Below are 25,351 nucleotides of genomic sequence, written 5' to 3'. Positions count from 1 at the left end.
AACTGAGAAGGCGAACTGAGAAGCTGAACCGACCAGCTGGACGGACAAGCCTCGCCCCAAAAGAAAAGAGCCCCGTCAAGGACGGGGCTCTTTGAACTTCCTGGTTCGTCCGGCCTTACTTGAGGCTGGTCGAGATCGAGGTGAACTTGGTGTTCAGGGTGGTGCCGAGGTTGTTGACGACGGTGATGATCGCCAGCGCGATGCCGGCTGCGATCAGACCGTATTCAATGGCGGTGGCGCCGGATTCATCCTTCACGAAACGCGCAACGAGGTTCTTCATAGAGTGCTCCAAATAAGTACACGAGGCTTACAATGATCTGGTCTTTTCGGCTTCCCAGCGCCGCCCGACCATGAAACGGAACGTAGAGGCAAAGAATTGCGCCGCAGTTAATTCGACTGCGTAAACACTGAGCGGGTTACGTGTATTCGCCGATGGTAAATTGAGAACTAAAACAATCCGTTAAACTGTCGGGACATGAAACCGGCATGGCGCGGCCGGTTTACCCGAAGTTATGACCGCCCGTGGTCCAATGCCGGCCGCTCGGACAAGAACCACAGGACGACGAGGCGGCATGTCCCTTTCCTTTGCCAACAGCATCGCGGTGCAGAGCCGCGCGAGGGCCCTGGTGCCGCTGTGCGTCGGTGCCGGCGCCTACCTGTTCTACCTCTATCTCGGCGACACGCTGCTTCAGGATTCCGACTCGTTCTGGCAGATCAAGATCGGGCAATGGATCCTCGATCACGGCGCCATGCCCACCACCGACGTCTATTCCTTCACGCGAACGGGCGCGCCGTGGATTTCGACGTCATGGCTGTCGCAGGTGCTGTTCGCCTTCTCCCATGCGCAATGGGGCTGGGCAGGTCCCGTCATCCTCACCGCGGTCGCGGTTGCGCTCACGCTCGCAATCTTCGTCTATCTGCTCGACGCGCAGATCGAGGCCCCGCGCGCCGTGCTGTTCGCGATGCTGGCGCTGCTGCTTTCGATCCATCACGTGCTGGCGCGTCCGCACATCCTGGCGCTGCCCGTCATGGTGGCGTGGGTCGGCATGCTGATGGCGGCTGCCGACCGCAGGAGCGCGCCGTCCTGGACCTGGCTGCCGCTGATGGCGCTCTGGGCCAATTTGCACGGCGGCTTCGTGCTGGGCCTGGCCCTGATCGGCCCGATCTCGCTGGAGGCGGTCGAGCATGCCGAGAAGGGACAACGCCTTCGGCTGTTCATGCGCTGGGTCCTGTTCGGAATCGGCGCGCTGGTCGCGAGCTGCTGCACGCCCTATGGCTGGCGGACGCTGCTGGGCGCGACCAACATCCTCGGCCTCGGCGAGCTGCTGTCGCTGATCTTCGAATGGGCGCCGGCGAACTTCGCCAATTTCACCTCCTTCGAAGGCGCCCTGCTCGCCCTGATCGCATTCGGCTATTATCGCGGCCTGGTGCTGTCGGCGCCCCGGATCGTCCTGATCCTGTTCCTGACCTGGAGCGCACTGACCCATGTCAGGAGCATCGAGGCATTTGCGTTCGTGGTGCCGCTGGTGCTGGCCAAGCCGCTCGGCCAGATGTTCCCGCGCCCGGCGCCTGACGCCAGCGGTGCCGACCGCTGGCCGGCGCGCTATGTCACAGCGCTTGGGGCGCTGATGATCGTGGCGGCGAGCTGGACCTCGACGTCGCTCTATATGGGGCATCACCGCTTCACCTTCACGATGGCGCAGACGCCGGTTGCGGCGGTCGACCTGCTCGAGCAACGCAAGGTGCAGCGCATCTTCAACGCCTATCAGTTCGGCGGCTATCTGATTTCGCGCGACATTCCGGTCTTCGTCGACGGCCGCGCCGAGCTCTACGGCGAGAAATTCGTCATGGACTTCTTCAAGGCGACGGAGGGCAGGAAGCCAGAATTGCTGCCGCGCCTGCTCGACGAGTACAAGATCGACGCGACGCTCCTGGTTGCTGATGCGCCGGGCCCGCAGATCCTCGACCAGCTCAAGGGCTGGAAGCGGATCTATGCGGACGACATCGCAGTGATCCATGTGCGCGAGGATGGGCAGAGCGCGGATAGCAGGTCCACACCCGCGGCCTCAAATTGAGGCGCGGGACAGTGCCGGCCCTGCTGCTGCCGACCGAGCGAGCATCCAGCGCGACGGCGAATCCCGCGCTCGTGCTCACGATGGTCTGGGCGGCGATCGTGGTGGCGCTGGGTATTCCCGCGATCAAGGCCGGCGTGTTCGACACGTTGTCGACCGACGATGCGATGCGACTGGTCGAGGTGCGCGATCTCCTGGACGGCCAAGGCTGGTTCGACCTGACCCAGTACCGACTCGATCCGCCCGGAATTGCGATGCATTGGTCCCGCATCGTCGATGCGCCCCTGGCCTTGCTGATCCTCTTGTTTCGCCCTTTGCTCGGCCAGCATGCTTCGGAAGCGCTCACACTGGTCGTATGGCCCTCGGTGTTGTTGGGCGTCGCGCTCTGGCTCACAGCGGCGATCGCCTGTCAGGCAAGCGCCCCGGCCGAACGGCCGCGGATACAGCTTGCTACTATTCTGGTCACGGCGCTGTCGGTTCCTGCCCTGATCCACTTCCGCGCCGGCGCGATCGACCATCACAATGTGCAGATCGTGCTGCTGCTCGGCTTCATGCTCTGCATCATCGATCTCGAACATTCGGCCGCGAGGGCGGGCTTGGCCGGATGTCTCGCGGCGCTTTCGCTGGCGGTCGGATTGGAAATGCTGCCTGCCATCGCCGTGGCGAGCGCGGCCGTGGTCGGGCTCCTGATCTGGAAGGGCCCTGAAGTCCTGCGCTCCGCCTGCGCCTTCGGTGCGGGTCTCGCCGGATCGGCGCTGCTGCTGGCACTGCTGCTGCTCCCGACGAACAATCTTGCGAGGCCGGTCTGCGATGCCTTCGGCGGCCCGATCCTGCTCTTGTCCGCGGGCGGCGGCATCGCGTTGCTCGCAGTGGCCGGCGTCAGCTCTCTGCACGGCTCCTTGCGGACGCGTCTTGCGGCGGCTGCAACGGCGGGCGCACTCCTTTTGGGCGCATTTTTCAAATCCTATCCGAGCTGCGTTGCCTCGCCCTATGCGCAGGTCGATCCCCTGCTCGTCAGCTTCTGGCTCGACCGGGTCACCGAGACCATGCCGGTGACACAGCTGGCGCGAATGCAACCGCAGAAGCTGCTCGGGTATTACGCGTTTCCGTTGCTGACGCTCGGCCTGTGCCTTGCCGCCATCGTCCGCGACATGCCGCAGACGCGCTTTCGCTGGACCGTCTCGACCGTCACGCTTGCAGCGCTGTACGGCGTCAGCCTGTGGGAATTGCGCGGCGCCGCCGCCGCCAACATTGTCGCCGCTCCGCTCTGCGTCATGGGAATCGTCGCGCTTCGCAACCGTGCCGTTGCCAATTGGGGGCTGGTACGTGCCGCACTGCTCGTATCGCCCGCCACACTTGGCGGCATCGGCTTTGCGATCTGGCCGGCACTCGCCGCGGGGACCGCCGGCCACACCATCGCGGCGCCCGATCCTGCCGTTTCCTGCCAGACCATCTCCAGCGCCGCGCCCCTCGCCGCCCTGTCGCCGGGGCGGGTGATGGCGCCGATCGATTCGGGCCCCGCCATTCTGGCTGCGACGAGCCATTCCGTGTTCGCTGGTCCCTATCACCGCAACAATGACGGCAACCTTGCCATGGTGCAGACGCTGACGGCAACGCCGGACGCCGCGCGCGCAATGCTTCGCGAGCGACAGGTCGACTACGTCCTGACCTGCAACCACTCTGCCGACCAGGAAGACCTTGTCCGCATCGCTCCGGAGGGTCTCGCGGCGCAGCTCGGGCGCGGCGGAGATCCGGACTTTCTGGAGCGAATAGAGGCCGTGTCAAAACCCGGCTGGACAGTTTGGCGCGTGCGCAAATGAGAGCGGGACGGAGAAGCAGATCCGCCGGCATCAAACTTCAACAAACCGCAGATCATCATTTCCCGAGCTGTTGAAGCACGGCGAACCACAACGCAAGCGGCTCCCTCAGGGCTCCCGGCTCGGACGGTGTTGGGCGGACGGCCGTGTGCACCATGACGAGCTTCGAGGCCGGATCGACCAGGATGATCTGCCCGCGAATCCCGAGCAGGGCAAACCTGCGCTGCTCGCCGGGAAGAAGCCAGACCTGATAGCCGTAGCCGAAATAGGATGTGGCCACGCCCGGCGCGAGGTGAGCATCAGCTGACCTGACGGTCGTCGCATCCAAAAGCCACTGCCGCGGGATCAACTGGCGACCTTCCCAACTGCCGTCATGCGCGAGCAACCGGGCGAAGCGCGCGTAGTCGCGCAAGGTTGCGTTGACGCAGCAGAAAGCAATCTCCTGCCCGCTGCCGTCGATCGCCCATGAGGCGTCGGCCTCGGTGCCGATCGCGCCCCAGACCCGGTCGTGGAGATAGTCGGCAACCGGGGTCGCCGTAGCGGACCGGAGCACCAAGCCGAGGATCTCGGTTTCCACGCTGGCGTAGTGCCATCTGGTGTTCGGCGGCGCGCCCCGCGTGTTGAATTGCGCGATGGTCGCGGCAGGATCTTTCGCCTCTCCGACGAACAGCGCTCTTCCCAGCCGGGCAATGTCGTCGTGCCCGTCATAGACTTCGGAAAACTCCACACCCGAGGCCATGTTCAGCAAGGCCCGGATGGATGTGTTTCCATATTCCTTTCCTGCAAGACCGGCGACGTAGGCCGAGACCGGATCGTCGATCGACTTGATTCGCCCTTCCGAGACCGCGATGCCGATCAGCATGGCGACCATGGTCTTGGCCATGGACTGCGAGAGAAAGCGGTCGCGATCGGTCCGCGCATATTGATAGTGCTCGTACAGGATGGTGTCGTCCAGGGCGATCAGGAGCCCCGTCACCGGGTTGCGCTTGAGATAATCGGCAATGGTCAGCCGATCCGGGCCGAAACTGTAGGCGATGGTCGGCTCTGGTGCGCGTTTGAACTGCCAGGGTGTCGCAGCGCGGCGTATCGGACGCGACGTATAGAGCTCGTCGAAATGACTGTAGGCTCCGACGAGTTTGTCGCGTTCGGTGGCGGACCCGCGCGTGCCGACGGGGTAGCCCGAAGCCGAGCCATATGCCGCCGCATCGGGGCCGCTGTCCGAAAACACCGGCCCCGGTTCGCGTGCCCCACCCGCGTCAGCCGAGCTGCGGGCGTCCTGCGCGTATGATGGCAGTGCCGATACCGCGCCGACGAGAATGATAGCCAGAAAAAGCCTGCCTCGCGCGCGCGGCTTGCAGAGCGCTTCCCAACCCATGGCACCTGCCCTCCCACGTTTTGGCTGTCCGTTTTCTAGGACAACCTCTTGGGCCTGTGAAGAGATACTTGCCATCACTGCGCGTAAAGCACGTCGTCTCAACAAAAAACGCGGCGTTTCCGCCGCGTTTTTCAATCTGATCTGCCGCCTGATCTGCCGCTCCGCGATTACGCCTGCGGCTGCGGCTCCAGGCCAGGATCCGCATCCGGCCGCGGGCGCGGCGACTTGCCGGCCGGGGGCACCGCGGAGGCGCGCGGCGTGGTCGGCTCGAGCACGGATTCGCGGTTCGGCTTCTTGCCCTTGAGCAGGTCGATGATCTCGTCTCCGCTCAGCGTCTCGAACTCGAGCAGGCCCTTGGCGAGAGCTTCGAGATCGGCGCGCTTCTCGGTGAGAATACGCGTCGCTTCGTTGTAGCCCTCCTCCACGAAACGCCGGATCTCGGTGTCGATCTTCTGGACCGTCGCCTCCGATGCGTTCTGGGTGCGCGACACCGACATGCCGAGGAAAACCTCGTCCTGGTTCTCGCCATAGGACACGGTGCCGAGTGCCTCGGACAGGCCCCAGCGGGTCACCATCATCCGGGCCAGACGTGTGGCCTGCTCGATGTCGGAGGACGCGCCCGAGGTCACCTTCTCGCGGCCGAAAACCAGCTCTTCGGCAACACGGCCGCCCATCATGATCGCAAGGCGCGAGGTCATCTGCTCCAGCGACATCGAAAGCTTGTCGCGCTCGGGGAGCTGCATGACCATGCCCAGCGCACGGCCACGCGGAATGATGGTCGCCTTGTGGATCGGATCGGTCGCGACGACGTTGAGGCCGACGATAGCGTGGCCGCCCTCGTGATAGGCCGTCAGCAGCTTCTCTTCCTCGGTCATGACGAGCGACTTGCGCTCGGCGCCCATCATCACCTTGTCCTTGGCTTCCTCGAACTCGGACTGAGTCACCATCCGCTTGTTGCGGCGGGCGGCGGTGAGAGCAGCCTCGTTGACGAGGTTCATCAGGTCGGCACCGGAGAAGCCCGGCGTGCCCCGCGCGATGGTCTTGAGGTTGATATCCGGCGCCAAGGGCACCTTGCGAACGTGAACCTTGAGGATCTGCTCGCGGCCGACGACGTCGGGATTCGGCACCACGACCTGACGGTCGAAGCGGCCGGGACGCAGCAGTGCGGGATCGAGCACGTCGGGGCGGTTGGTGGCGGCGATCAGGATCACACCCTCGTTCGCCTCGAAGCCGTCCATCTCGACCAGCAACTGGTTCAGCGTCTGCTCGCGCTCGTCATTGCCGCCGCCGAGACCGGCGCCACGGTGACGACCGACGGCATCGATTTCGTCGATGAAGATGATGCAAGGCGCGTTCTTCTTGGCCTGCTCGAACATGTCACGGACGCGGCTCGCGCCGACGCCGACGAACATCTCGACGAAGTCCGAACCGGAGATGGTGAAGAACGGCACGTTGGCTTCGCCCGCGACCGCGCGCGCGATCAGGGTCTTGCCGGTGCCGGGAGGGCCGACCAGCAGCACGCCGCGCGGAATGCGGCCGCCGAGGCGCTGGAATTTGCCGGGGTCGCGGAGGAATTCGACGATTTCCTGAAGGTCCTGCTTGGCCTCGTCGACGCCGGCGACGTCCTCGAAGGTGACGCGGCCATGCGCTTCGGTCAGCATTTTGGCGCGCGACTTGCCAAAGCCCATCGCCTTGCCGGCGCCGCCCTGCATCTGGCGCGACAGGAAGATCCACACGCCGATCAGCGCGATGAAGGGCAACCAGGAGACCAGCAGCGAGACGAACCACGGCACGTTGTCGCCCGGCGGCTTCGCGGTGATCTGCACCTTGCTGTCATAGAGGCGCTTCACCAGCGTCGGATCGCTCGGCGCATAGGTCTGGAAGCTGGAGCCATTGGTGAAGGTGCCGTGGATGTCCGGGCCCTGGATCACGACGTCGCGCACATTGCCTCGGTCAACCTCGCTCAGGAGCTGCGAGAACGCGATGTCCTGCGAGGAGGCCCGCTGACCCGGATTCTGGAAGAGCGTGAACAACGCCAACAGCAGCAAAACAATGATGACCCAGAGGGCGAAATTGCGCAGATTGGCGTTCATCGATCTTCCTTCGTGGTCGCGCGGATCGCGCCCTGGTCCTTCAGGAGTTACTTGGGCAGGCTCGAGAAAATCCCCAAGGAATCCTCTCGGTTAGACGCATACAATTTAGGTGCCGCCCCGGTCGCTGCCAAGGGAACGAGATGGGACTATTTAGCCCATCTTAGAGCAATTCCCGCTGAAATAATGGCGAGCGAAGCGGGGTTTTTCCTGCCTGGTTAAGGTGTCCTGACGGCACGGGGCCGAAATGGCCGGTGTCATGATCCGACTTGATGCGGCCCCTGGAGCGGCCTTCATCCGCGCTTGCGCCGCCGGGCCGGCGCCGCGGTGATCTGGATATGCCCGCCGGCAAGGCTGATCAAGGCTCCCGCAAGGGTCTGCCGCAGGGCTGGCCGACCGTTTGCGGCAGCGCGAGGACCCGCAGCGATGGCCTGATCGAGTGCGGTCAGGAGGGTTTCCACCTTGCCGAGTTCCGCGGGCCCTTCATGTCCGAGCACATTGATGGCCCGCAGCAGCAGCCGCAGCCGGACCTCCTCCGGCAGGACGGCAAAGCGCGAGGCCTCGAAGCTTCGAACGCCCGCCTGCGGCGCAACGTCGCTATCCCGCAAACGGAGGAAGCGCTCGGCGCCGTCGGCCAGCACCTCGACCGCCGCATTGGCCCGTGCCAGCCTTGTCGCGAGCCGCGCCAGGTTTCTGATATCGCCGCCCTCGGCCGCGAGAAGCGGCAGCAGCGCGCGCAGCCGCGGCCGGGTAAAGGCGGTGTCGCGGTTGGTGGGGTCGTCGGCAAAGCCGATCCTGGCCCGCTTCAGGGTCGCGATCAGCTGCGCCTTCGTGACGTCGAGCAGCGGACGCGCCAGCACGATCCCGTCGCGCTCGCTGAGGGACGCCATTGCGGACAGCCCGGCAAGTCCGCTGCCGCGCAACAGCCGCATCAACAGGGTCTCGGCCTGGTCGTCGCGGGTATGGGCGGTCAGCACATGGCTCGCGCCGACGGCGCGCGCGGCCTGCGCGAGCAGGCGATAGCGAGCCTCGCGCGCTGCCGCAGGCAGCCCCGTCTTCGGCTTTGCCTCGCGCCAGCGCAGGGTCCGGTGCGGGAGTCCGAGCTCAGAGGCGAGCCGCCTGACCTCGCGCGCCTCGCGCGCCGCCTCGCGGCGCAGGCCGTGATCGACCGTGGCGACGGTGAGACGCGGGCCGCGCGTGAGGCTGCGCTGCCAGCGTGCCGCGAGCCACATCAGCGCGACCGAGTCGGGTCCGCCGGAGACGGCGAGCACCAGCGCCGGCGCAGCCTTGAGGCCGGCAAAGAGCCGCCTCGCCTCGCGCGCCGAGATTGGAGAATTGTCGTCGTCTGACATGACGCGGGCCCTGACCGTCGTCAGACTGTTTAACGCAGCGCCGTCCCCGTTGTCAGCGCCTAGACGCGGTCGCCTGCATTTCTCCTGGAGGGAGAGGTGAAAGACGGAGCCTCACGCTTTAGCACTTCACCCGCTTCTGCTCGCGGTCGACCGCGGCTTTGACACCGGCCGAGGCGCGCGGATATTTGCGGCCGACCTCGCCGAACGCGGCGCAGGCGGCCTCCTTCTCCTTCAAGGCGGCGAGCGACTGCCCGAGTCGCAGCAGCGCATCCGGCGCCTTGGCCGATTTCTCGTATTTGGTGGTGACGGCGAGGAAGGCTTCCGCGGAGTCGCGATATTGCTGGCGCTGGAAAAAGCTCTCGCCGAGCCAGTATTGCGCATCCCCGAGCAGCGGGTCGCTCGGATATTTCTGCGTGAAATTCTTCATGGTCTGCTCGGCCAGCGCATAGTCCTTGCGCTGCATGTAGCCGATGCCGAGGTCGAACTCGTCGCGCGGCGTTGCCGACGGCGGCAGGGTGGCAAGGCCAGTGCCGCCTGATGGCGCAGGATGTCCGGACTGAGCCGGCGGATAGCCGGGCTGCGCGGCCGGAGGCGCCGCCTGCGGCTGATAACGGGGGCTGGTGTTGGCGAGGTCGAGCGGCTCGCCGGCGCCGCGGCCGCCGGGAGCGCCTGCCTGCATCGGCTGCTGGCCGCCGCCGAGCGCGCGCGGCGCGCCCGGCGCGCTCGGGTTCTGGTTCGGATCGAAGGCATCGCCGCGGCGGCGCGTGCCGGGGGCACCGGGCGCGGGCTGCTCCTGGATGATCGGCGCAGGGCCGGCGATCTGCGGCTGCTCGTAGTTCGGCTGCACGGCCTGCTGCTGCGGCGGCTGGCGATAGCCCGGTGCGACCTGACCTGGTGCGAGCTGGGCGGGCGGCATCGCCGCGACATTGGGCGCCTGTCCGGGCGCAACTTGCGCGCCGCCTTCGAGCGCCCGCAGCCGGTCTTCGAGCTGGCGGTTGCGGTATTGCAGCTCCTCGTTCTGGCCGGTGAGCTGGCGCAGCTGGTTCTCCAGCCGCTCGATCCGCATCTCTGGATCATCGTCCGACTGCGCGAGTGCGGGCGAGCCGAAAGAGAGCAGCGTGGCCATCGCCACGGTGCCGGTAAAGACCTTAAATCTGGATGACATCTTGTCCTGACGACGAAAGCGAAATGGCCTGCGACGGAACATTCGACGCGCCACACATTGAAGGGGAGTACGCCAAAACTGTGACTGGCACCACCGGGTTTCTGTCACGGATTGCTGAAACGAAACCGGCGCCCGAGAGGGCGCCGGCATATTCGGTTTTGGAAGATGAACGGCGGCTGACTGAGTGTCAGTATCCCGGCGTCAGGAGCTCGCGTTCAGCACGGTGACGGCACGACGGTTCTGCGACCAGCAGGAGATGTCGTTACAGACGGCGACCGGCCGCTCCTTGCCGTAGGAGATCGTGCGCATGCGGTTCGGATCGATGCCGCGCGAGGCGAGGAACGAACGCACCGACTGGGCTCTCCGGGCGCCGAGCGCAATGTTGTATTCGCGGGTGCCGCGCTCGTCGGCATGACCTTCGACGGTGAAGCTGTAGCGCGGATAGCTCTGCAGCCACTGCGCCTGCTTCTCCAGGGTCACGATCGCCTGCGGAGTCAGATCGGTCTGGTCGCTTTCGAAGAACACGCGGTCGCCCACGTTCACCACGAAATCCTGCTGGCTGCCAGGCGTTGCCGCATTGGCCATCGCATCCGTCGCGGCATTCTTGTTGGCGCAGGCGCCCATCGACAGCGCGACGGCGAGCACTGCGACCAGCTTCAATCCCTGGAGGATACGCATAGGATGTTTCATTCCGGAGCCTCCACGCTCACGTTTTCGTCCACTGCTGTCCGGTCTACAGGGGGTTGGTTAAGCGAACGTTCCGTCAACCTTGATGGAACCTTGCCACAGCCGGTCAAATGCCCCCAACCAGCGAAAAGCAACCGTCATGGTTAATGGGTTGTAAATGTGGCGCGAGGGTGAAGGCAAGCCGCGCCAACCGGCAAAAGCGCCGGCCTTTGCCTGAATTTTAGGGCCAGGACCTGATGCGTGGTGAACGGAAGCACTCGGCTCACAGCCAAGCCAAGTCCGGGACCCCTGTCCCGGCCCAAGCCCGAAACCGGGTTTGCATCCAAGACGGGCCGGCGCCGACTCAGGCGTGAGCGGCGTCCGCCACGAGCACCGGCTGCGGGACGGGCCGCTGCGGGACCTGATGCTGACTGCCGCGCCCGAACAGCATCCGCCGTTCGAAGGCGGTCGAGCGCATGATCGGATAGCGCTCGAACACCTTCTTGCGGAAGGTCGGGAAGTCCGCCGCCATCAATCCGAACGGCTTGGTGAGGCCCGGAACGAGCCGCGGCTCGGCGATGGTTTCGTGCAGGAACACCCGCCGGTAGAAGGCCTGATGCTCGGAGCGCACGATGGCGAGGCCGAGATCGGCATTGAAATGTTCGCAGGCCATGTAGGCGAGACGGGTCGTCAGATAGGGCAGTTCCGGAACCCGCTTGATCTGGTCGGGATCGGCGACGAAGCGGGTCGGGTCGATCATGACCTCGCCGCGATCGAGCCGCGGCAGCAGGATGTCCTGGAAGACGTCGGCCGAGGTGGATTCCTGCCATTCCGATGTCAGCACGCTGATGCGTACCGAGCTGCAGAGCTCGCCGTGGAGATAGACGCCGAAGGTCCAGGCGTTCGGCAGCTCGTCGTAGCGGTCGGTGACCCGCGCGTCCGCCGACGGCTTGACGGCGCCTTCCCGCAGATAGGCGCGGTAGCGGAGATTGTAGATCTCCTCTTTCTCCGCGGCGGTTTCGGCAAGATGATAATCGACGTCGGTCAGGAGCTCAGCTCCCCGTCCAACAGCCGAAATGACAGATCTGGCTGAGGACTGCATTCCAACTCCTTACCCACACTCACGCCCACGACATTCGAAGCCAATTCCTTGCAAGACAACTTGCGCGGGCGCGACGATTTATTAACACCTCCTTAAGAAGTTTGCAAAGCAATCGAAGTGTTAGGGTTAACCTCCGTAGCACTACGGTGAGCCTGCAACAGCCTGAAATCATGGCACGTTTCGAAATGGACTTAAGCGAAGCCGACCACCTGAAGCTGGCTTTCGCCGCGCCGTCCATGGGAGGCGTTGAGCAGCTGGCGCATGCGCACGGCGGGCACGGGGCGGCTGAACAGATAGCCTTGCGCCTCCGAGACGGTGCCGTCGGCGCTGATGAGATCGAGCTGCTCGTTGGTCTCGATGCCCTCGACCACGACCGCCATGCCGAGATCGGCCGATAGCCGCGCCACGCCGCGCAGCAGCGTCAGCGGGCGGTCGGTGTCGATCCCTTCGAGGAAGGAGCGGTCGATCTTCACCTTCTGCATCGGGAAATTGTGCAGGTAGCTGAGGCTGGAATAGCCGGTGCCGAAATCGTCGAGCGAGATGCGCACGCCGAGCGTGTGCAGTTGCGACAGGATGTCGTGGGTGAGCTGGGTGTTGCGCAGCAGCGAGGACTCGGTGATCTCGATCTCCAGCCGATGCGCCGGCAGGCCCGAGACTTCGAGCGCGTAGCGGATTTCGCTCAGCACGTCGCGCTGGTGGAATTGCTGCGGCGAGAAGTTGACAGCGACGCTGACAGCCTCAGGCCACTTCATGCATTCCATGCAGGCGCGGCGCAGGATCCAGCGGCCGAGATCGACGATCAGGCCCATGTCCTCGGCGACCGGAATGATGTCGATCGGCGAGACCGTGCCGCGCACCGGATGATTCCAGCGCAGCAGCGCCTCGCAGGTGGTGATCTTGCCGGACTTCAGATTGACCAGCGGCTGATAGAACAGCTCGAACTCCTCGTTGGCGAGCGCCTTGCGCAGATCGAGCTCAAGGATGCGGCGCGCCTCGACGGTCGCCGCCATCTCGTCTCGGAAGAAGCAGAAGGTGCCGCGGCCGTCCGCCTTGGCGCGATACAGCGCCATGTCGGCATTCTTGAGCAGCGTGTCGACACTGAGGCCTTCCGGCGAGGTCAGCGCGATGCCGACGCTGGCGCCGATCTCGACCAGGTGATTGTCAATACGGTAGCGCTCGCTCAACCGTTCGACGATGCGGCGGGCAAGCGCTGCGGCGTCCTCCGGCGAAGAGATGTTCTGCTGGAACACGACGAACTCGTCGCCGCCGAAGCGGGCGACGAAATCTTCCGGGCGCAGCATCTCGCGCAGACGGTTGGCGACGGCACACAGCAGCTGGTCGCCGCAGGGATGGCCGAGCGTGTCGTTGACCTGCTTGAACTGGTCGAGGTCGACGAAGAGCAGCGCGGAGAGGCACTCGGCATGATGCGAATTCTTCAGCAGCCGCTCGATCTCGTCGTGGAAGCTGACCCGGTTGGGCAGCGCCGTGAGCTCGTCGTAACGAGCCAGATGGCTGATGCGGGCTTCCGCATTGGTACGTTCGGTGATGTCTTCCAGCAGCAGCACCGTGCCGCCGCGGGCCATCGGCTGGAACGTCCAGGCCAGCGTACGGTCGCGCGAAGAATCCGGATCGGCAGTGATGATCTCGCGAACCCGCCCGTGCTCGATCCCGGCCAGGATCTGCTCGCCGCTCTCCGCCGAGATCGACCCGGCGGTCACGCAGGCCGACATGACATCGGCGGCAGTTGCGCCGCGCTTGACGAGGTCCTCGGGCAAGCTCATCAGCTCGCCGAAGCGGTGGTTCATCACCGCAAGGCGGCCATCGGCGCGGACCATGCACAGGCCGTGCGGCATGTTATTGAGGGCGGTGTCGAACTGGCTCGCCAGCGCGGATTCGCGGAAGCTCGAGGTCAACGCCTTGACGAAAATGGCGTGCAGGGTGAGGTTGATGTTCTTGAGCCCGATGAAGAAGAACACGAGCAGGATGGCAAGACCGATGTGGTAGAACCCGCCGTGCAGCAGCAGGGCGAGCGACATCGGACCGCAGGCCAGCGCGATGTGCCACTGGATCACCCGGGGCTGTCCGTAATTGCGGGCGGCGCCGCCCGCGGTGTAGCCGATGCCGATGGCGACACAGAGCATGTCGGTGACCGGATCGTTGTTGTTGTAGATGACGACGAAGGCCCACACGCCGAGCACCGCCGCATAGCTCAGCGCGCCGAACCAGTAACGCGGCTCCAGGTGCTTGGCCTCTTCGAATGACAGCGGCCTGGTGCGGTTTTCGTATCCGCGCATCTGGAATGCACGCGCGGTGCCGATCGCAATCAGCAGGAAGGCGAGCGGCCACAGCCAGACGTCGCCGGTCTTCAACGCAGTCATCACCGCGGCCACGGCCGCAGAGGCCGAGCCGAGGAAGATCGCCCAGAAATTCTGCACCATGGAGTTGATGAGAGCGGCGTAGAGAATCGGCTCCAGCTCGTCTCGATCACTCTGCTTCTGGTCGGCCAGCTGCATTGGCTTGTTACGCGTCCTGTTTGGCGCGTACTTTTACCCAGCCCTAGTGAAGTCTTTCTGAGGGAACATCGTTAAAGTCGAGTTGTTTTTCGGCAATCGCGAACCTGTTTCTGCTGATATTTCAAGCAACTAGGCAAGTACTGCCGGGCTCAAGGTGAAGAAAGGCTTGCTTTCCTCCCCCAACCCGAAAAAATCTGTGCATTTTTTTTCGACAACATCGCGCGTTGCGAGCGCGGGATTTATTGGCCCGCGGTCGAGGACAATAGCGGCGACCATGCCGGGTCGGAGGCGAAGCCCGGCGTTGGCACCTTCAGCTCGTTGCGTCCCGAAATGTCGACGCTGTACAGCGAGGGCCCGCCGTTGCCGCCGGGATCGCGGAAGAACATCAGCACGCGGCCGTTCGGCGAGAAGGTCGGGCCTTCGTTGTGGAAACCGGAGGTGAGCAGCCGCTCGCCGCTGCCATCGGGCTTCATGACGCCGATCGAGAACTGGCCGCCGCCCTGCCTGGTGAAGGCAATGTAGTCGCCCTTCGGCGACCACACCGGCGTCGAATAGCTGGCGTTGGTGTCGTCCTTGGAGAAGGAGATGCGCTGCGCCTGCCCACCGCTGGCGGCCATCACGTAGATCTGGGACCGCCCTCCGCGATCGGATTCGAAGCAGATGCGGGCGCCATCCGGAGAATAAGAAGGAGACGTGTCGATCGCCGGCGTGTCGGTGAGGCGCGTGGTCGATCGCGAGCGCAGATCCATCACGAACAGGTTGGAATTGCCGCCCTGCTGCAAGCTCATGATGACGCGCTGGCCATCCGGCGAGAAGCGCGGCGCAAAGGTCATGCCCGGGAAGTTGCCGACGATCTCGCGCTGGCCGGTCTCGATGTTGAAGAGATAGACCTTCGGATCGCCCTGGCCGAACTCCATATAGGTGATCTCTTGCGAGTTCGGCGAGAAGCGCGGCGTTAGCACCAGGTCGGAGCCGCGGGTCAGATAGCGCACATTGGCGCCGTCCTGATCCATCATCGCGAGCCGCTTGACACGGCGCTCCTTCGGGCCGCTTTCGTCCACGAACACCACACGGCTGTCGAAATAACCCTTCTCGCCGGTCATCCGCTCGTAGATCTGGTCGGAGATGATGTGGGCGATGCGGCGCCAATATTCCGGCGAGGTGAAATACTGCTGGCCGGCGAGCTGCTGGCCGGACACCACGTCCCACAGGCGGAATTCGGCCTTGAGCCGGCCGTCCGGCTGCCGCGTCATGCGGCCGGTGACCAGCGCCTGCGCGTTGATGGTTTTCCAGTTCTGGAATTGCGGCGCGACGTCGATGTTGTTGATGCGCTCGATGAAGGCGGCCTGGTCGATCGGGGCGAACAGGCCCGAGCGCTTCAGATTGTTGGTGATGACCTGCGTGACACCGTTGCCGACCTCGCCATCGGACGGCGAGCCCGGCAGGAAGTTGGTGATCGCGATCGGGATCGGCTGAAACTCGGTCGGATCGATACGAATTCGCGGCTGCCCCTGCGCGAAGGTCTGTCCGCCCCCGAGCATCGCGAGCGTCGATCCGGTCAGGGTCATGAAGCGGCGGCGGTTCATCGATCGGGCGTCATTCATTGCGAAATTCTTTTGTTCGGATGTCACAACATATCTTTCAGGCCGAAAGTCATGGGAATGAGCTTCCAGCTCTCGTACTGCGGCTTTGGCATGAACGAGTAGACCTGACACTGCACGATGGCGCGCTTGGCGCTCTCCGCCACCGCCTGCGCGATCGGTCGCGACGGTCCTCGCACCGCGACGACGATCGGCTCGGACGCCAGCGATCCATCGATCTTCATGGGAATGTCGATGTCAGCCTCGTACTGATCGGCATCCTGCCCGTTATAGGTCGGCGTGAAGCAGCGCTTGACCGCGCCCTGGAATGCACCACGCCAGGTCGCGACGTTGTTGGCGGCAGTCCCGGTTGCCGCTCCCAGTGCCGCCGACGCGTTCAGCGCCGAGCCAGTGAGCTCGTGCCGGGTCGCGGCGCGCTTGTCGAGGTCGCGCTGGATCTGCGCGGGATCGAAGCTGCGCTCCTTCGGCTTGGGCTGCTGCTGCGGCTGCACCGCCGCGACCTTCTGCTCCACCGGCTTGGGCGGCGGCTTCTTGGTGTCCAGCTTCTTCTGCAGCTCGGCGATCGGATCTTCCTTGGCCGGATCAGGCTTCTTTTCCTGCGGCTTCGGCTCTTCCTTCGGCTTGGCCTCGGCGACCGGCTTCGGCGGCTCGGGCTTCTTCTCGACCGGCTTCTCGACGGGCTTCGGTGGTGGCTCCGGCTGCGAATTGGTCTTGATCAGCTCTTTCTTCTCGGTGACCTTGCCGACGGCGTCTTCCTCGGGCTTGGGCTCCGCAATCTTCTCGACCTTCGGCTTCGGCTTGTCCTTCTCGCCCGTCTTCTGCCCCGCCATCATCTTGGCGAGCTGGTCGGTGGAGATGATGTCGATCGGGAGCGACTCTTCCGGTGCGACGTAGGCTTTGCTGCTGAAGGTGACGAGCCCCCAACCCAGCACGAGGACATGGAGGGCAATCGACGCAACGAGTGTCTTGTCGAAGTTCACCTTCACGGCTTACCCCTGATCCGCTTCCGTGACGAGGGCGAGCTTCTTGAACCCGGCGCCGGACAACAGGCCCATCACCTTGGCGACCGTGCCGTAATCCGCCTTCTTGTCGGCGCGCAGGTAGATGCGCTCCTCGAGCCCGCTGCGCGCGTCCGTGATCGCCTTCAGCTTGGGCACCAGTTCGTTGATCGCGATCTCGGCGTCATTGATGAAGACCTTGCCCTTGATGTCGACCGACATCTGGATCGGCTTCTGGTCGTTGTTTTCGAGGCTCTTGGCCTGGGTCTGCGGCAGGTCGAGCGGCACGCCGACCGTCAGCATCGGCGCCGACACCATGAAGATGATGAGCAGCACCAGCATCACGTCGACCATCGGCGTGACGTTGATCTCGGCCACGACGGGCTTGCGCCGGCCTCGGCGCCCGCCGCCTCCGGACGAACTCGCAACGTTCATCGCCATGATCGCGTGCCCAAATTGCCCTTCAGACTATACATGCCGCCCGTCAGCCCCGCTCGTCGATCTGACGCGACAGGATGGCGGAAAATTCGTCGGCGAAGCCTTCGAGCCGCTGGGCCTGCCGGTTCACCTCGGACGTGAACTTATTGTAGAAGATAGTGGCGGGAATGGCGGCGATAAGGCCGACGGCAGTCGCAAACAGCGCCTCCGCGATGCCCGGCGCCACCACTGCCAGAGAGGTATTTTTCGACGCCGCGATCGACTGGAAGCTCGACATGATGCCCCAGACCGTGCCGAACAGGCCGACGAAGGGGCCGGCGGAGCCGACCGTGGCGAGCACCAGCAGGCGGCGTTCCAGCCGTTCCACCTCGCGCGCGATCGAGACGTTCATCACCTTGTCGATGCGCATCTGCAGACCCGCGACCGAGCGGGCTTGGCTCTCGAACGACCGCTTCCACTCGCGCATCGCTGCGACGAAACAGGCGGCCATGGAGTGCGTCGGCTTGGCCGAGAGCGTGCGATAGAGCTCCTCGATCGATTCGCCGGACCAGAACGCCTGCTCGAAACGGTCCATCGAGCGGCGGGTGCGGGCGAACAGGAATATCTTGTCGATGGCGATCGCCCAGACCCAGACCGAGCACGCCAGAAGCCCGAGCATCACCGCTTTCACGATCCAGTGAGCCTGCCAGAACAGCGCGATCAGCGACACGTCCGCGGAAGCGGCAACCGGAAGGGCTGACTGAGCCACGTCGGCCGGATTCATAAGCAGTATCCTCTCAAGGCGATCGTTACCTGACGTGCCGGCCAGCAAATGGCTGCCGGTTCCCAATAGCCCCGCTAGCACCGGCGCGGCCGGCAAGCCCGCTCAAAGCCTTGTCTTTTTGGGGGTGCAGGGGCTCGTCCAAAGCCGGCCGTCTGCATTCCCTGCCAAGATGTCAAAACTATGAGCCTTTGGCCCCGGGCCTTGACGGGCCTGGCTTCAGGCTTTGGGCGCGATTGTCCACCCTTACCAGAGCCCGCCGTTGGTTAATGCGAGGTTACCAGGGGTGAATTAGGCTGCGGGAAAGGTAGGCAGCGCAGGCGTTTGAGGGTGGTTTGTGCCCCGGACGCAGCGCAGCGCTGTTCGCGTTGCAGAGCCGGAACCCAGAAGCAGGTTCTCGTGCGGGACCGATGGGCCCCGGCTCTGCAAGCACCGCCAAAGGGGCGCTGCTTTGCGTCCGGGCACGAGAGTCCGCGTGCATGGAGCGCGCTGAGGAACCACCCCTCCTCCGGAAAATTGTCCCGAAAATCACTTCGCGCGAGGTCCTGCCATGACCATCAACCCCAAGACGACCGCCGCTGTCGGCGATCACCCGCTCCACCCCATGCTCATCCCGTTCCCCGTCGCATTTCTGGTCGGCGCGCCCATCGCCGATCTGGCCTTTATCGGAACCGGCGACAATTTCTGGGCCAGAGCCGCGATCTGGCTGATCGGCGCCGGTATCGTCACGGCGCTCGTTGCAGCCGCGGCCGGCTTTACGGACTTCTTCAGCGAGCCCCGCATCCGCCGCCTCAACGATGCCTGGTACCACATGGTCGGCAATCTCGCGGCGGTCGTGCTGGCCCTGGTCAATTTCTGCCTCCGCTACGCGCAAGGCGCAGAGGCTGCGATCAAGCCGTGGGGCTTGACGCTCTCCCTGATCGTGGTCGGAATCCTCCTGTTCACGGGATGGAAGGGCTGGGAGATGGTCTACCGGCATCACGTCGCGGTGCTGGATGCACCGGGCCAGACCAGTTCGGAGCCGGTCACGCCCCACCGTGGCGGCGAGAGCCATCGCCGCGCCGCTTGAGGCAACGGCATGTCGCCGGGGGTGCCCCCCGGCGAACATATGGTGCTGATCGGCCGCGCCCGGCCGCATCCCATCACGTGATGCGCATCAGGCCGCCGAGGCAGGCTTGGGGCAGTTGGTCAATCGTGCAGGATTTCCGACCGCGGTGCTGCCAGCGGGAACGTCGGAGGTCACGACCGTGTCGGCGCCGATCCTGGCGAAATCGCCGATCCTTATGTCGCCCAAAATGGTCCCGCCCGCGCCGATGAAGACGCCGCGACCGATGCGCGGCGAGCGCGTCGGCAGTTCGCTGCTGCGGCCGATGCTGACGTTTTGAAGGATGGTGACCTCGTCGCCGATCACGACATTTGCGCCGATCACGATACCCGTGGCGTGGTCGAGATAGACGGACGAGCCGATGCTCGCGGCCGGATGAATGCTGACCTGCAACACGTTCGACGCCTCGTTCTGAAACAGCAGCGCTGCATCGCGATGATCATGCTGCCAGAGCCAATTCGAGACACGCCAGGCTTGCAGCGCGACATAGCCCTTGAAATGCAGCAGCGGCGCCAACAGCCCGGCGATGGCCGGATCGCTGCGCACGATGGCCTGCAAGTCGCGGCCGGACGCTTCGATCAATTCCGGCGAGTGCCGAAAGGCGTCGCGCGAATAGGCCATGAAACGCGCTTGCTCGGCGACGTTGCCGCCCAGCCTGCGTCCGATGAGATCGGCCAGAGCCGCCGCAAAGCCGTCATGGGCGAGGACCGCTTCGGCGAGCGACTTGCCGAAGACGGGATCCGATGCGACCGCACGCCGCGCCTCATCGCGTATCTTCTGCCAGAGGCGATCGTTCGTCGCGCTCACAGCTGTCGTCATCCCGGCCTCCCGTGTTTTGGGGCTCCTTTAAGTCTCAACTATAGCCTGTGACCACCCCGCGCACCACGCCGCGGGCGGCACGGCCCTACCGGAGCATCGTGCCGCAGTTCCCCCGTGAGGCTACGAGCTTGCGTGCCGGGCATCCGCAACCATATAGTCAGTCGAGTTTTCGGCCGACGCTGCTTTGGCCGGAGATGCGCAGGCAAGCATCTCGTTCAACCCCCGCGGTGGTCCGCCATCCGCGGGTTTTTCGTACCCGGCGGCCATCAGTGCTGCCGACGCGAATCCCGGATCCCGCTACCTAAGGTCACGCTGAAACATGTCGCCTAACGCGCCCGCCGACGATCACCACGACGACATCATGTACCCCTCTGCCGTGCCGTTCCTGCTGGTTCATCTCGGGTGCTTTGCGGCGATCTGGACGGGCGTCACGTGGCAGGCCGTCGCGCTCTGCGTGTCGCTCTATTGCTTGCGGATGTTTGCGATCGGGGCGGGTTATCACCGCTACTTCTCGCATCGGGCGTTCGCAACAGGCCGGGTGTTTCAGTTCATCCTGGCCTGCCTTGCGCAAAGCACCGCGCAGAAGAGCGTGTTGTGGTGGGCGGCCAAGCACCGGCACCATCATCTCCATTCCGATACCGAAAACGACGTGCATTCACCGCGTCATCGCGGCTTCCTGTACAGCCATCTCGGCTGGATTTTCGACCGGCAGCACGACGCGACCGACCTCGTGAAAGTCGGCGATTTCGCGGCCTATCCGGAGTTGATGTGGCTGCATCGGCTCGAGCTTCTGCCGGCCTTTGTGCTTGCGACGCTGTGCTTCCTGGTTGCGGGATGGTCGGGTCTGGTCGTCGGCTTCCTGTGGAGCACCGTGCTGGTCTATCATGCGACCTTCTGCATCAATTCGCTCGCCCATGTGCACGGACGCAAGCGCTACGTGACGGGCGATGATTCCCGCAACAACTGGCTGCTGGCGCTGTTCACCCTGGGTGAGGGCTGGCACAATAATCACCACGCCTACCAGAGCAGCGCGCGGCAGGGCTTTCGCTGGTGGGAGATCGACATCACCTATTACGTCCTGAAGGTGCTGTCCTGGTTCGGAATCGTCTGGAACATGAAGGCGCCGCCCGAACAGGTGCTGCGCAACGAGCAGCCGCTCGGCGCGCGGGTGATCAATCGGGCAGCCCATCAGCTCGCCGGACGGTTCGATGCGAAGGCCCTGGCCCACGCGATCTCATCGGCACTGCACCGGGCCGACCCGACCCAGCTGCAACTGCCGACGCTGCACGAGATCCTCAATCGCGCGCATGACGGGGTCGACGCGCTGACCCATCTGCATCTGCCGAAGATACCGACCCGCGAGGAGTTTCTCGCCGAGGCCAAGGCGATCTTCGCGCGAACGCGGTCACTCAACGAGATCGTGGATCACGCCTACGAACACTTCCTGGCTTCGCTTCGCGCGCAGCTCGCCACGGCGCGCTGACCAAAACAAATCCAGACCAAGGTCGTCCAACCTGACGGTGCCGGCCTCGCATTCCCAAAAACCAAACCGCCCGCCTGCGGGTTGCGCAGACGGGCGGTTCGGGGCCATCAGGACTTTGGGGGCATGCGCCTGAAGGCTTTGAGGTGTCAGCCTTGAAGGTCAACCCTGCTGCTGATCGGTCGGCGGCGGGGTCGGACGCGTCTTGTGCTGCGCCATGAACTGGTCGAACTCTTCCTTGTCCTTGGCGTGACGCAGACGGTCGAGGAAGTTCCTGAACTCGACTTGCTCCTCTTCGAGGCGCTGCAGCGTCTCAGAGCGGTATTCGTCGAAAGCACGGTTGCCGGAGGACGGCGGGCCAAAGCCAAAGCCGAAGCCACGGCGCTCCATGCGGCCGCGCATGCGATCCATCTTGTACTGCATCCGCTCCATCTTGTTCTGCCAGCGATCCTGGTTGCTCCAGCACGACATTCTTCTGCTCCCGAGTGTGAAAAAGAGAAGGGCAAGTCCGATCGGCCACCAGATGATGAAGCCGAGGATGGTCACGGCGATCCAGCCGGGATGCCAGGGCGTATCGAGCATGCGGGGGCGCTCGTAGTTTTGATCCGAAGGGCCGCGCCATCGATTGACATCAGCGGTGTAGGCCATTTCCCATCTCCATCGCGGCATCTGCGCCGTTGTGAATGTAAATAACATTTACATAGCTAGATCATCCCGCGATTTTGTCAAGCCGGCCGCCTGACACGCCCGCGTGATTATTTGCGTAATTTTATTTCGGCTTGCCCCAGGGCCCGCCCGGCGGCACAGCCGAACCGGAGGACGCCTCCGGCGGCACCGGCGGCGGCTCGGCGCTCCTGCCTGGCGGACGGCGATCGGTCGGGAAGCCGAGGCCACGCAGATAGATCAGCACCTCGGCCTCCAACAGCTCATCCGGCGACATCGGCAGCTTTCGTCGCGCGGCATCCCCACGCGAGAATAGCGAGGCCACGCCGTGCGCCATCGACCAGATGTGCAGCGCCATCATCATCGCCGGCGGACGCGGCATGCCGGGCGGCGCCAGCGCCGCGAGCCGCTCGGCCGCGGCGCGAATGATGTTGAAAGCGCGCTCGCTCGCGGCCTGCAGCGCCGGATTGGCGTCGACCGGCAGACCCGATTCGAACATCGCGTTGTAGAAGGCGGGCTCCTCGCGGGCGAAAGCAAGATAGGCCCTGCCGACGCGCTCGAACGCGGTGACCGTATCGGGCCGCCCATCGTCCCAGGCCGCGGTGAGGCGCGCCTCGAACTGCTCGAAACCGCGCTGGGCGATCGAGGACAACAGCTCGTCGCGGTCACGGAAATGCCGGTAGGGCGCCGCCGCGCTGACGCCGGCCATGCGCGCGGCATCGGCAAAGGTGAAGCCGGCCGCGCCCTTCTCGGCAATCAGTCCGAGAGCGGCCTGCAACAGCGCTTCCTTTAGATTGCCGTGATGATAGCCGCGCTCGGCGCGGCGTTGCTCCTTGCGCCAGCTCATGTGAACGACTTTTACATGAGCCGGCCGTGAAGGTCACTAGCGGCGGCCGGATTGGTTAACCCGTATTTCCCGCGATCGGAGCCACAAGGCCTAACCGCCGGGGATCGGCAGCACCGGCATGATTTCGACGCGCTCGCCCGGGAAGATCGCGAAATGCGCGTGGTTCTCGAACATTCTTGCCGCGGCCTCATGCGACGCGGCCCGGACCACGGTGAAAGCGCCCATCTCGTTGGCGATGTCGGCGACGCCTTTGCCGTCGACCTTCTTGGTCTTGCCGAGCGGGCCGCCCATGGCCTGGATCGCACCTTGATGCTTCTCGACCCAGCCCTTCCAGGCCGCCATGCCCTCCTGCTCCTTCGCCTTGCGCTCGGCTTCGGACAGCGCGTTCCACGCAGCCCATTTCGGGCTGGTTTTGCTGCCGAGGAAAACGGCGAGATAGGTTTCGGTGCTCATCGGTTCTCTCCCTTGTTGATGGATTGGCCAGAGCCGCGAATTGATCCGCGGACGGTCTCGGTTATGTCTTCAGGCTGTCGAAGCCGGCGGCGGCCTCCTGTACGTCAGGTGGAAAATCGCTGATCTCCTGCACCTGCCGGATCTCGATGATCTCGTTTGGGGCGGCCGGGCACTGCTTTGCCCAGGCAATCGCCTCGGCCCGCGAGGCAACCTCGATCATCCAATATCCGCCCAGGACTTCCTTGGCCTCCGCAAATGGGCCGTCGGTGACGATGGGCTCACCGGTCGCAAACGAAATCCGTGCGCCCACCGATGGCGGATGCAGGCCGTCGAGCGTGATCAACACGCCCGCGTCCTTCAGCGCCTCGTTGTAGCGCATCATCGCCGCCACGCGCTCGGGATCGAGTTGAACGTCCGGCGGCGCCGTCTCGTAACCGAGCGGGATCATCAGCATCATGAATCGCATGGGTCGTGTCCTGGCTCCTGCGGTCGTTCCGGGATGCGCCCTGAGGCGCAGCCCCGCGCTCGCCTTCAAGACGAACGAACTCTCACGGAACCGACACGCCGGCGAAAATAATTCGGGCGATCATCGCCCGGCCTAGCGCGCCTGCGGCAGGAACTGGCCGTCCTGCCGGGCAGCGCCGAAATAGACGTCGATGCGCCGGATCTTGCTGCCCGCGAAGGTGAAGAACTCCGTGTTGCGAAAACTCCGGCCATCTGTCGCAAGGCAGCGATAAGTGACGAATGCTTCCTCGCCCCGGACGAAGATCCGCTCGATGTCATGGTGCGCGATCCAGCCGCTGTCGCCCCAGCAGCGCTCGAAATAGCTCGCCTTGTCGAGGTCGTCGTCGAACGGGCTGGTGAAGCGGAAATCGTCGGCGATTGCGTCGGCGATCCGCTGCCTGTCATTGGCAAGATAGGCAGCGAAGAGGTCGCGGATCAGTCGTTCGCTGTCATCGGACATTGCGGGTCTCCTCGGCAATGATCCCCTGGAAGACGATCCAGCGGGGACCGCCCCGACATCGTGCCTTCGACTTAAGGCCTTCCTCGTCGGAACGAAAGCGAAGTAAAAGGAGCTCGCGCCCGCGCGACCAACCCTTCACACAGGATCGATCAGCCAATGCCACCTGCCCCGCACCACGTCGCCCTGGTCACCGGAGCCGCGCGCGGCATCGGGCTTGCGACCGCGAAGAAATTCTTGGCCGAGGGATGGCGCGTGGCGCTGCTCGACATCGAGGGCGAGTTGCTCGGCCGTGCGGTCGCCGAAATCGACCAAAGCGAGGCGACGCTGGCGCTGACCTGCGACGTTTCGGACCCAGCCGCAGTGAGCGCTGCGATGACGGCGGTCAAGCGGCGCTTCGGCCGACTCGATGCGCTCGTCAACAATGCCGGCATCGCGGTGTTCGCGCCGCTGATGGAGACGTCGGAGGCCGATTGGCGGCGTGTGCTCGAGGTCAACCTCACCGGCCCGTTCCTCTGCACCAAGGCGGCGGTGCCCTTGATGCGCGAGGGCAATGGCGGCGCCATCGTCAACATCACCTCGATCTCGGCCGTGCGCGCCTCGACGCTGCGCTCGGCCTACGGCACCAGCAAAGCGGGCCTCGCGCACCTCACCAAGCAGCTCGCGGTCGAGCTCGCCTCCCTCAACATCCGCGTCAATGCAGTCGCGCCGGGGCCGGTCGACACGGCGATGGCGAAGCAGGTGCACACCAAGGAGATCCGCGCGGACTATCATGACGCGATTCCGCTCAACCGCTACGGCCTCGAGGAGGAGCTTGCGGAAGCGATCTACTTTCTTTGCTCGGCAAACGCGAGCTACATCACCGGACAAATTTTGGCCGTCGATGGCGGTTTCGATGCGGCAGGCATCGGCCTGCCGACGCTACGCGGTCAGCGCCGCAACGGGTAGACCATGCAGGGTGGGGCAGGATGGTAGGGCGGGCAAAGGCGCGCGAGCGCCGTGCCCACCATTTCTCGGGGTTTGCGGTGACGATGGTGAGCACGCTAGGCTTTGCGCACCCTACGAAACCGAACT

At 64.6% G+C, this 25,351-nt stretch carries 23 protein-coding genes; 5 read left to right on the top strand and 18 right to left on the bottom strand.

Features of this window, described 5'->3' with window-relative positions:
• Nucleotides 1–115 precede the first annotated feature (115 nt).
• The gene (locus IVB28_RS04520) at nt 116–280 is read right to left on the bottom strand and encodes a Flp family type IVb pilin (protein ID WP_027545569.1); all 165 of its coding nucleotides are present in this window, start codon (nt 278–280) and stop codon (nt 116–118) included.
• A 292-nt stretch (nt 281–572) separates the two neighbouring features.
• Here IVB28_RS04520 and IVB28_RS04515 point away from each other — a divergent pair, with 292 nt between their 5' ends.
• Together IVB28_RS04515 and IVB28_RS04510 are read left to right on the top strand one after the other, a co-directional pair.
• Entirely contained in the window at nt 573–2,075 is a 1,503-nt protein-coding gene (locus IVB28_RS04515; RefSeq protein ID WP_247524847.1) for a hypothetical protein, read from the top strand.
• An 11-nt stretch (nt 2,076–2,086) separates the two neighbouring features.
• Nucleotides 2,087–3,892, top strand: coding sequence for a hypothetical protein (locus tag IVB28_RS04510; protein WP_247524846.1), 1,806 nt, complete (start codon nt 2,087–2,089; stop codon nt 3,890–3,892).
• Between the two features lie 55 nt (nt 3,893–3,947).
• On the opposite strand, the gene IVB28_RS04505 is transcribed toward IVB28_RS04510, so the two are convergent.
• From IVB28_RS04505 to tolQ, 11 genes are all read right to left on the bottom strand, one after another.
• The gene (locus IVB28_RS04505) at nt 3,948–5,264 is read right to left on the bottom strand and encodes a serine hydrolase (protein WP_247524845.1); all 1,317 of its coding nucleotides are present in this window, start codon (nt 5,262–5,264) and stop codon (nt 3,948–3,950) included.
• A gap of 167 nt (nt 5,265–5,431) precedes the next feature.
• Nucleotides 5,432–7,357: an ATP-dependent zinc metalloprotease FtsH gene (ftsH, locus tag IVB28_RS04500; protein WP_247524844.1), complete on the bottom strand. Its 1,926-nt coding sequence runs from the start codon at nt 7,355–7,357 to the stop codon at nt 5,432–5,434.
• Between the two features lie 290 nt (nt 7,358–7,647).
• Nucleotides 7,648–8,706 carry a tRNA lysidine(34) synthetase TilS gene (tilS, locus tag IVB28_RS04495; protein WP_247524843.1) on the bottom strand — a complete coding sequence of 353 codons (1,059 nt, stop codon included), beginning with the start codon at nt 8,704–8,706 and terminating at the stop codon, nt 7,648–7,650.
• A gap of 118 nt (nt 8,707–8,824) precedes the next feature.
• Nucleotides 8,825–9,871 carry a tol-pal system protein YbgF gene (gene ybgF, locus IVB28_RS04490; protein WP_247524842.1) on the bottom strand — a complete coding sequence of 349 codons (1,047 nt, stop codon included), beginning with the start codon at nt 9,869–9,871 and terminating at the stop codon, nt 8,825–8,827.
• Nucleotides 9,872–10,072: 201 nt separating this feature from the next.
• Entirely contained in the window at nt 10,073–10,561 is a 489-nt protein-coding gene (gene pal / locus IVB28_RS04485; RefSeq protein WP_247524841.1) for a peptidoglycan-associated lipoprotein Pal, read from the bottom strand.
• A 340-nt stretch (nt 10,562–10,901) separates the two neighbouring features.
• Nucleotides 10,902–11,639 carry a hypothetical protein gene (locus tag IVB28_RS04480; protein WP_247524840.1) on the bottom strand — a complete coding sequence of 246 codons (738 nt, stop codon included), beginning with the start codon at nt 11,637–11,639 and terminating at the stop codon, nt 10,902–10,904.
• A 191-nt stretch (nt 11,640–11,830) separates the two neighbouring features.
• Nucleotides 11,831–14,152 (bottom strand): EAL domain-containing protein, encoded by a 2,322-nt coding sequence (locus IVB28_RS04475; protein ID WP_247524839.1) that lies wholly within the window; start codon nt 14,150–14,152, stop codon nt 11,831–11,833.
• Between the two features lie 239 nt (nt 14,153–14,391).
• Nucleotides 14,392–15,738: a Tol-Pal system beta propeller repeat protein TolB gene (gene tolB / locus IVB28_RS04470; RefSeq protein ID WP_247525339.1), complete on the bottom strand. Its 1,347-nt coding sequence runs from the start codon at nt 15,736–15,738 to the stop codon at nt 14,392–14,394.
• Nucleotides 15,739–15,779: 41 nt separating this feature from the next.
• On the bottom strand, nt 15,780–16,739 hold the full coding sequence (locus IVB28_RS04465; protein ID WP_247524838.1) for a protein TolA: 960 nt from the start codon (nt 16,737–16,739) through the stop codon (nt 15,780–15,782).
• A 3-nt stretch (nt 16,740–16,742) separates the two neighbouring features.
• A complete protein-coding gene (tolR, locus tag IVB28_RS04460) occupies nt 16,743–17,192 on the bottom strand; it encodes a protein TolR (protein ID WP_247524837.1) in 450 nt (149 codons plus the stop codon).
• A gap of 43 nt (nt 17,193–17,235) precedes the next feature.
• Nucleotides 17,236–17,952: a protein TolQ gene (gene tolQ / locus IVB28_RS04455; protein ID WP_247524836.1), complete on the bottom strand. Its 717-nt coding sequence runs from the start codon at nt 17,950–17,952 to the stop codon at nt 17,236–17,238.
• 547 nt (nt 17,953–18,499) lie between these two features.
• Between tolQ and IVB28_RS04450 the strand changes: the two genes are divergently transcribed.
• On the top strand, nt 18,500–19,018 hold the full coding sequence (locus IVB28_RS04450; RefSeq protein WP_247524835.1) for a DUF2231 domain-containing protein: 519 nt from the start codon (nt 18,500–18,502) through the stop codon (nt 19,016–19,018).
• Nucleotides 19,019–19,105: 87 nt separating this feature from the next.
• Here the strand turns inward: IVB28_RS04450 and IVB28_RS04445 are convergent, their stop codons facing one another.
• A complete protein-coding gene (locus IVB28_RS04445; protein ID WP_247524834.1) occupies nt 19,106–19,873 on the bottom strand; it encodes a serine acetyltransferase in 768 nt (255 codons plus the stop codon).
• Between the two features lie 319 nt (nt 19,874–20,192).
• On the opposite strand from IVB28_RS04445, the gene IVB28_RS04440 reads away from it, so the two are divergent.
• Nucleotides 20,193–21,356, top strand: a complete 1,164-nt coding sequence (locus IVB28_RS04440) for a fatty acid desaturase (RefSeq protein ID WP_247524833.1) — start codon at nt 20,193–20,195, stop codon at nt 21,354–21,356.
• A 159-nt stretch (nt 21,357–21,515) separates the two neighbouring features.
• Here IVB28_RS04440 and IVB28_RS04435 read toward each other — a convergent pair whose 3' ends face one another.
• The 5 genes from IVB28_RS04435 to IVB28_RS04415 form a co-directional block, all read right to left on the bottom strand.
• The gene (locus tag IVB28_RS04435) at nt 21,516–22,001 is read right to left on the bottom strand and encodes a DUF2852 domain-containing protein (protein WP_247524832.1); all 486 of its coding nucleotides are present in this window, start codon (nt 21,999–22,001) and stop codon (nt 21,516–21,518) included.
• 121 nt (nt 22,002–22,122) lie between these two features.
• Nucleotides 22,123–22,863 carry a TetR/AcrR family transcriptional regulator gene (locus IVB28_RS04430; protein ID WP_247524831.1) on the bottom strand — a complete coding sequence of 247 codons (741 nt, stop codon included), beginning with the start codon at nt 22,861–22,863 and terminating at the stop codon, nt 22,123–22,125.
• Between the two features lie 90 nt (nt 22,864–22,953).
• Nucleotides 22,954–23,316, bottom strand: a complete 363-nt coding sequence (locus IVB28_RS04425) for a hypothetical protein (RefSeq protein WP_247524830.1) — start codon at nt 23,314–23,316, stop codon at nt 22,954–22,956.
• Between the two features lie 61 nt (nt 23,317–23,377).
• Nucleotides 23,378–23,782: a YciI family protein gene (locus IVB28_RS04420; protein WP_247524829.1), complete on the bottom strand. Its 405-nt coding sequence runs from the start codon at nt 23,780–23,782 to the stop codon at nt 23,378–23,380.
• A gap of 132 nt (nt 23,783–23,914) precedes the next feature.
• Entirely contained in the window at nt 23,915–24,280 is a 366-nt protein-coding gene (locus IVB28_RS04415) for a nuclear transport factor 2 family protein (protein ID WP_247524828.1), read from the bottom strand.
• A 156-nt stretch (nt 24,281–24,436) separates the two neighbouring features.
• Here IVB28_RS04415 and IVB28_RS04410 point away from each other — a divergent pair, with 156 nt between their 5' ends.
• On the top strand, nt 24,437–25,225 hold the full coding sequence (locus IVB28_RS04410) for an SDR family oxidoreductase (RefSeq protein ID WP_247524827.1): 789 nt from the start codon (nt 24,437–24,439) through the stop codon (nt 25,223–25,225).
• Nucleotides 25,226–25,351 lie beyond the last annotated feature (126 nt).

It is taken from the genome of Bradyrhizobium sp. 199 (genome assembly GCF_023073355.1).
Lineage (GTDB): Bacteria > Pseudomonadota > Alphaproteobacteria > Rhizobiales > Xanthobacteraceae > Bradyrhizobium.
The sequence above is the reverse complement of the archived record's forward strand: the minus strand, read 5'-3'. Positions and strand labels throughout refer to the sequence as shown.

Bases quoted from the DNA above. Each gene is read 5' to 3' on its own strand.
- IVB28_RS04520 (WP_027545569.1), bottom strand. From the start codon at position 280: ATGAAGAACCTCGTTGCGCGTTTCGTGAAGGATGAATCCGGCGCCACC.
- IVB28_RS04515 (WP_247524847.1), top strand. From the start codon at position 573: ATGTCCCTTTCCTTTGCCAACAGCATCGCGGTGCAGAGCCGCGCGAGG.
- IVB28_RS04505 (WP_247524845.1), bottom strand. From the start codon at position 5,264: ATGGGTTGGGAAGCGCTCTGCAAGCCGCGCGCGCGAGGCAGGCTTTTT.
- ftsH (WP_247524844.1), bottom strand. From the start codon at position 7,357: ATGAACGCCAATCTGCGCAATTTCGCCCTCTGGGTCATCATTGTTTTG.
- tilS (WP_247524843.1), bottom strand. From the start codon at position 8,706: ATGTCAGACGACGACAATTCTCCAATCTCGGCGCGCGAGGCGAGGCGG.
- ybgF (WP_247524842.1), bottom strand. From the start codon at position 9,871: ATGTCATCCAGATTTAAGGTCTTTACCGGCACCGTGGCGATGGCCACG.
- pal (WP_247524841.1), bottom strand. From the start codon at position 10,561: ATGAAACATCCTATGCGTATCCTCCAGGGATTGAAGCTGGTCGCAGTG.
- IVB28_RS04480 (WP_247524840.1), bottom strand. From the start codon at position 11,639: ATGCAGTCCTCAGCCAGATCTGTCATTTCGGCTGTTGGACGGGGAGCT.
- IVB28_RS04475 (WP_247524839.1), bottom strand. From the start codon at position 14,152: ATGCAGCTGGCCGACCAGAAGCAGAGTGATCGAGACGAGCTGGAGCCG.
- tolB (WP_247525339.1), bottom strand. From the start codon at position 15,738: ATGAACCGCCGCCGCTTCATGACCCTGACCGGATCGACGCTCGCGATG.
- tolR (WP_247524837.1), bottom strand. From the start codon at position 17,192: ATGGCGATGAACGTTGCGAGTTCGTCCGGAGGCGGCGGGCGCCGAGGC.
- tolQ (WP_247524836.1), bottom strand. From the start codon at position 17,952: ATGAATCCGGCCGACGTGGCTCAGTCAGCCCTTCCGGTTGCCGCTTCC.
- IVB28_RS04450 (WP_247524835.1), top strand. From the start codon at position 18,500: ATGACCATCAACCCCAAGACGACCGCCGCTGTCGGCGATCACCCGCTC.
- IVB28_RS04445 (WP_247524834.1), bottom strand. From the start codon at position 19,873: ATGACGACAGCTGTGAGCGCGACGAACGATCGCCTCTGGCAGAAGATA.
- IVB28_RS04440 (WP_247524833.1), top strand. From the start codon at position 20,193: ATGTCGCCTAACGCGCCCGCCGACGATCACCACGACGACATCATGTAC.
- IVB28_RS04435 (WP_247524832.1), bottom strand. From the start codon at position 22,001: ATGGCCTACACCGCTGATGTCAATCGATGGCGCGGCCCTTCGGATCAA.
- IVB28_RS04430 (WP_247524831.1), bottom strand. From the start codon at position 22,863: ATGAGCTGGCGCAAGGAGCAACGCCGCGCCGAGCGCGGCTATCATCAC.
- IVB28_RS04425 (WP_247524830.1), bottom strand. From the start codon at position 23,316: ATGAGCACCGAAACCTATCTCGCCGTTTTCCTCGGCAGCAAAACCAGC.
- IVB28_RS04420 (WP_247524829.1), bottom strand. From the start codon at position 23,782: ATGCGATTCATGATGCTGATGATCCCGCTCGGTTACGAGACGGCGCCG.
- IVB28_RS04415 (WP_247524828.1), bottom strand. From the start codon at position 24,280: ATGTCCGATGACAGCGAACGACTGATCCGCGACCTCTTCGCTGCCTAT.
- IVB28_RS04410 (WP_247524827.1), top strand. From the start codon at position 24,437: ATGCCACCTGCCCCGCACCACGTCGCCCTGGTCACCGGAGCCGCGCGC.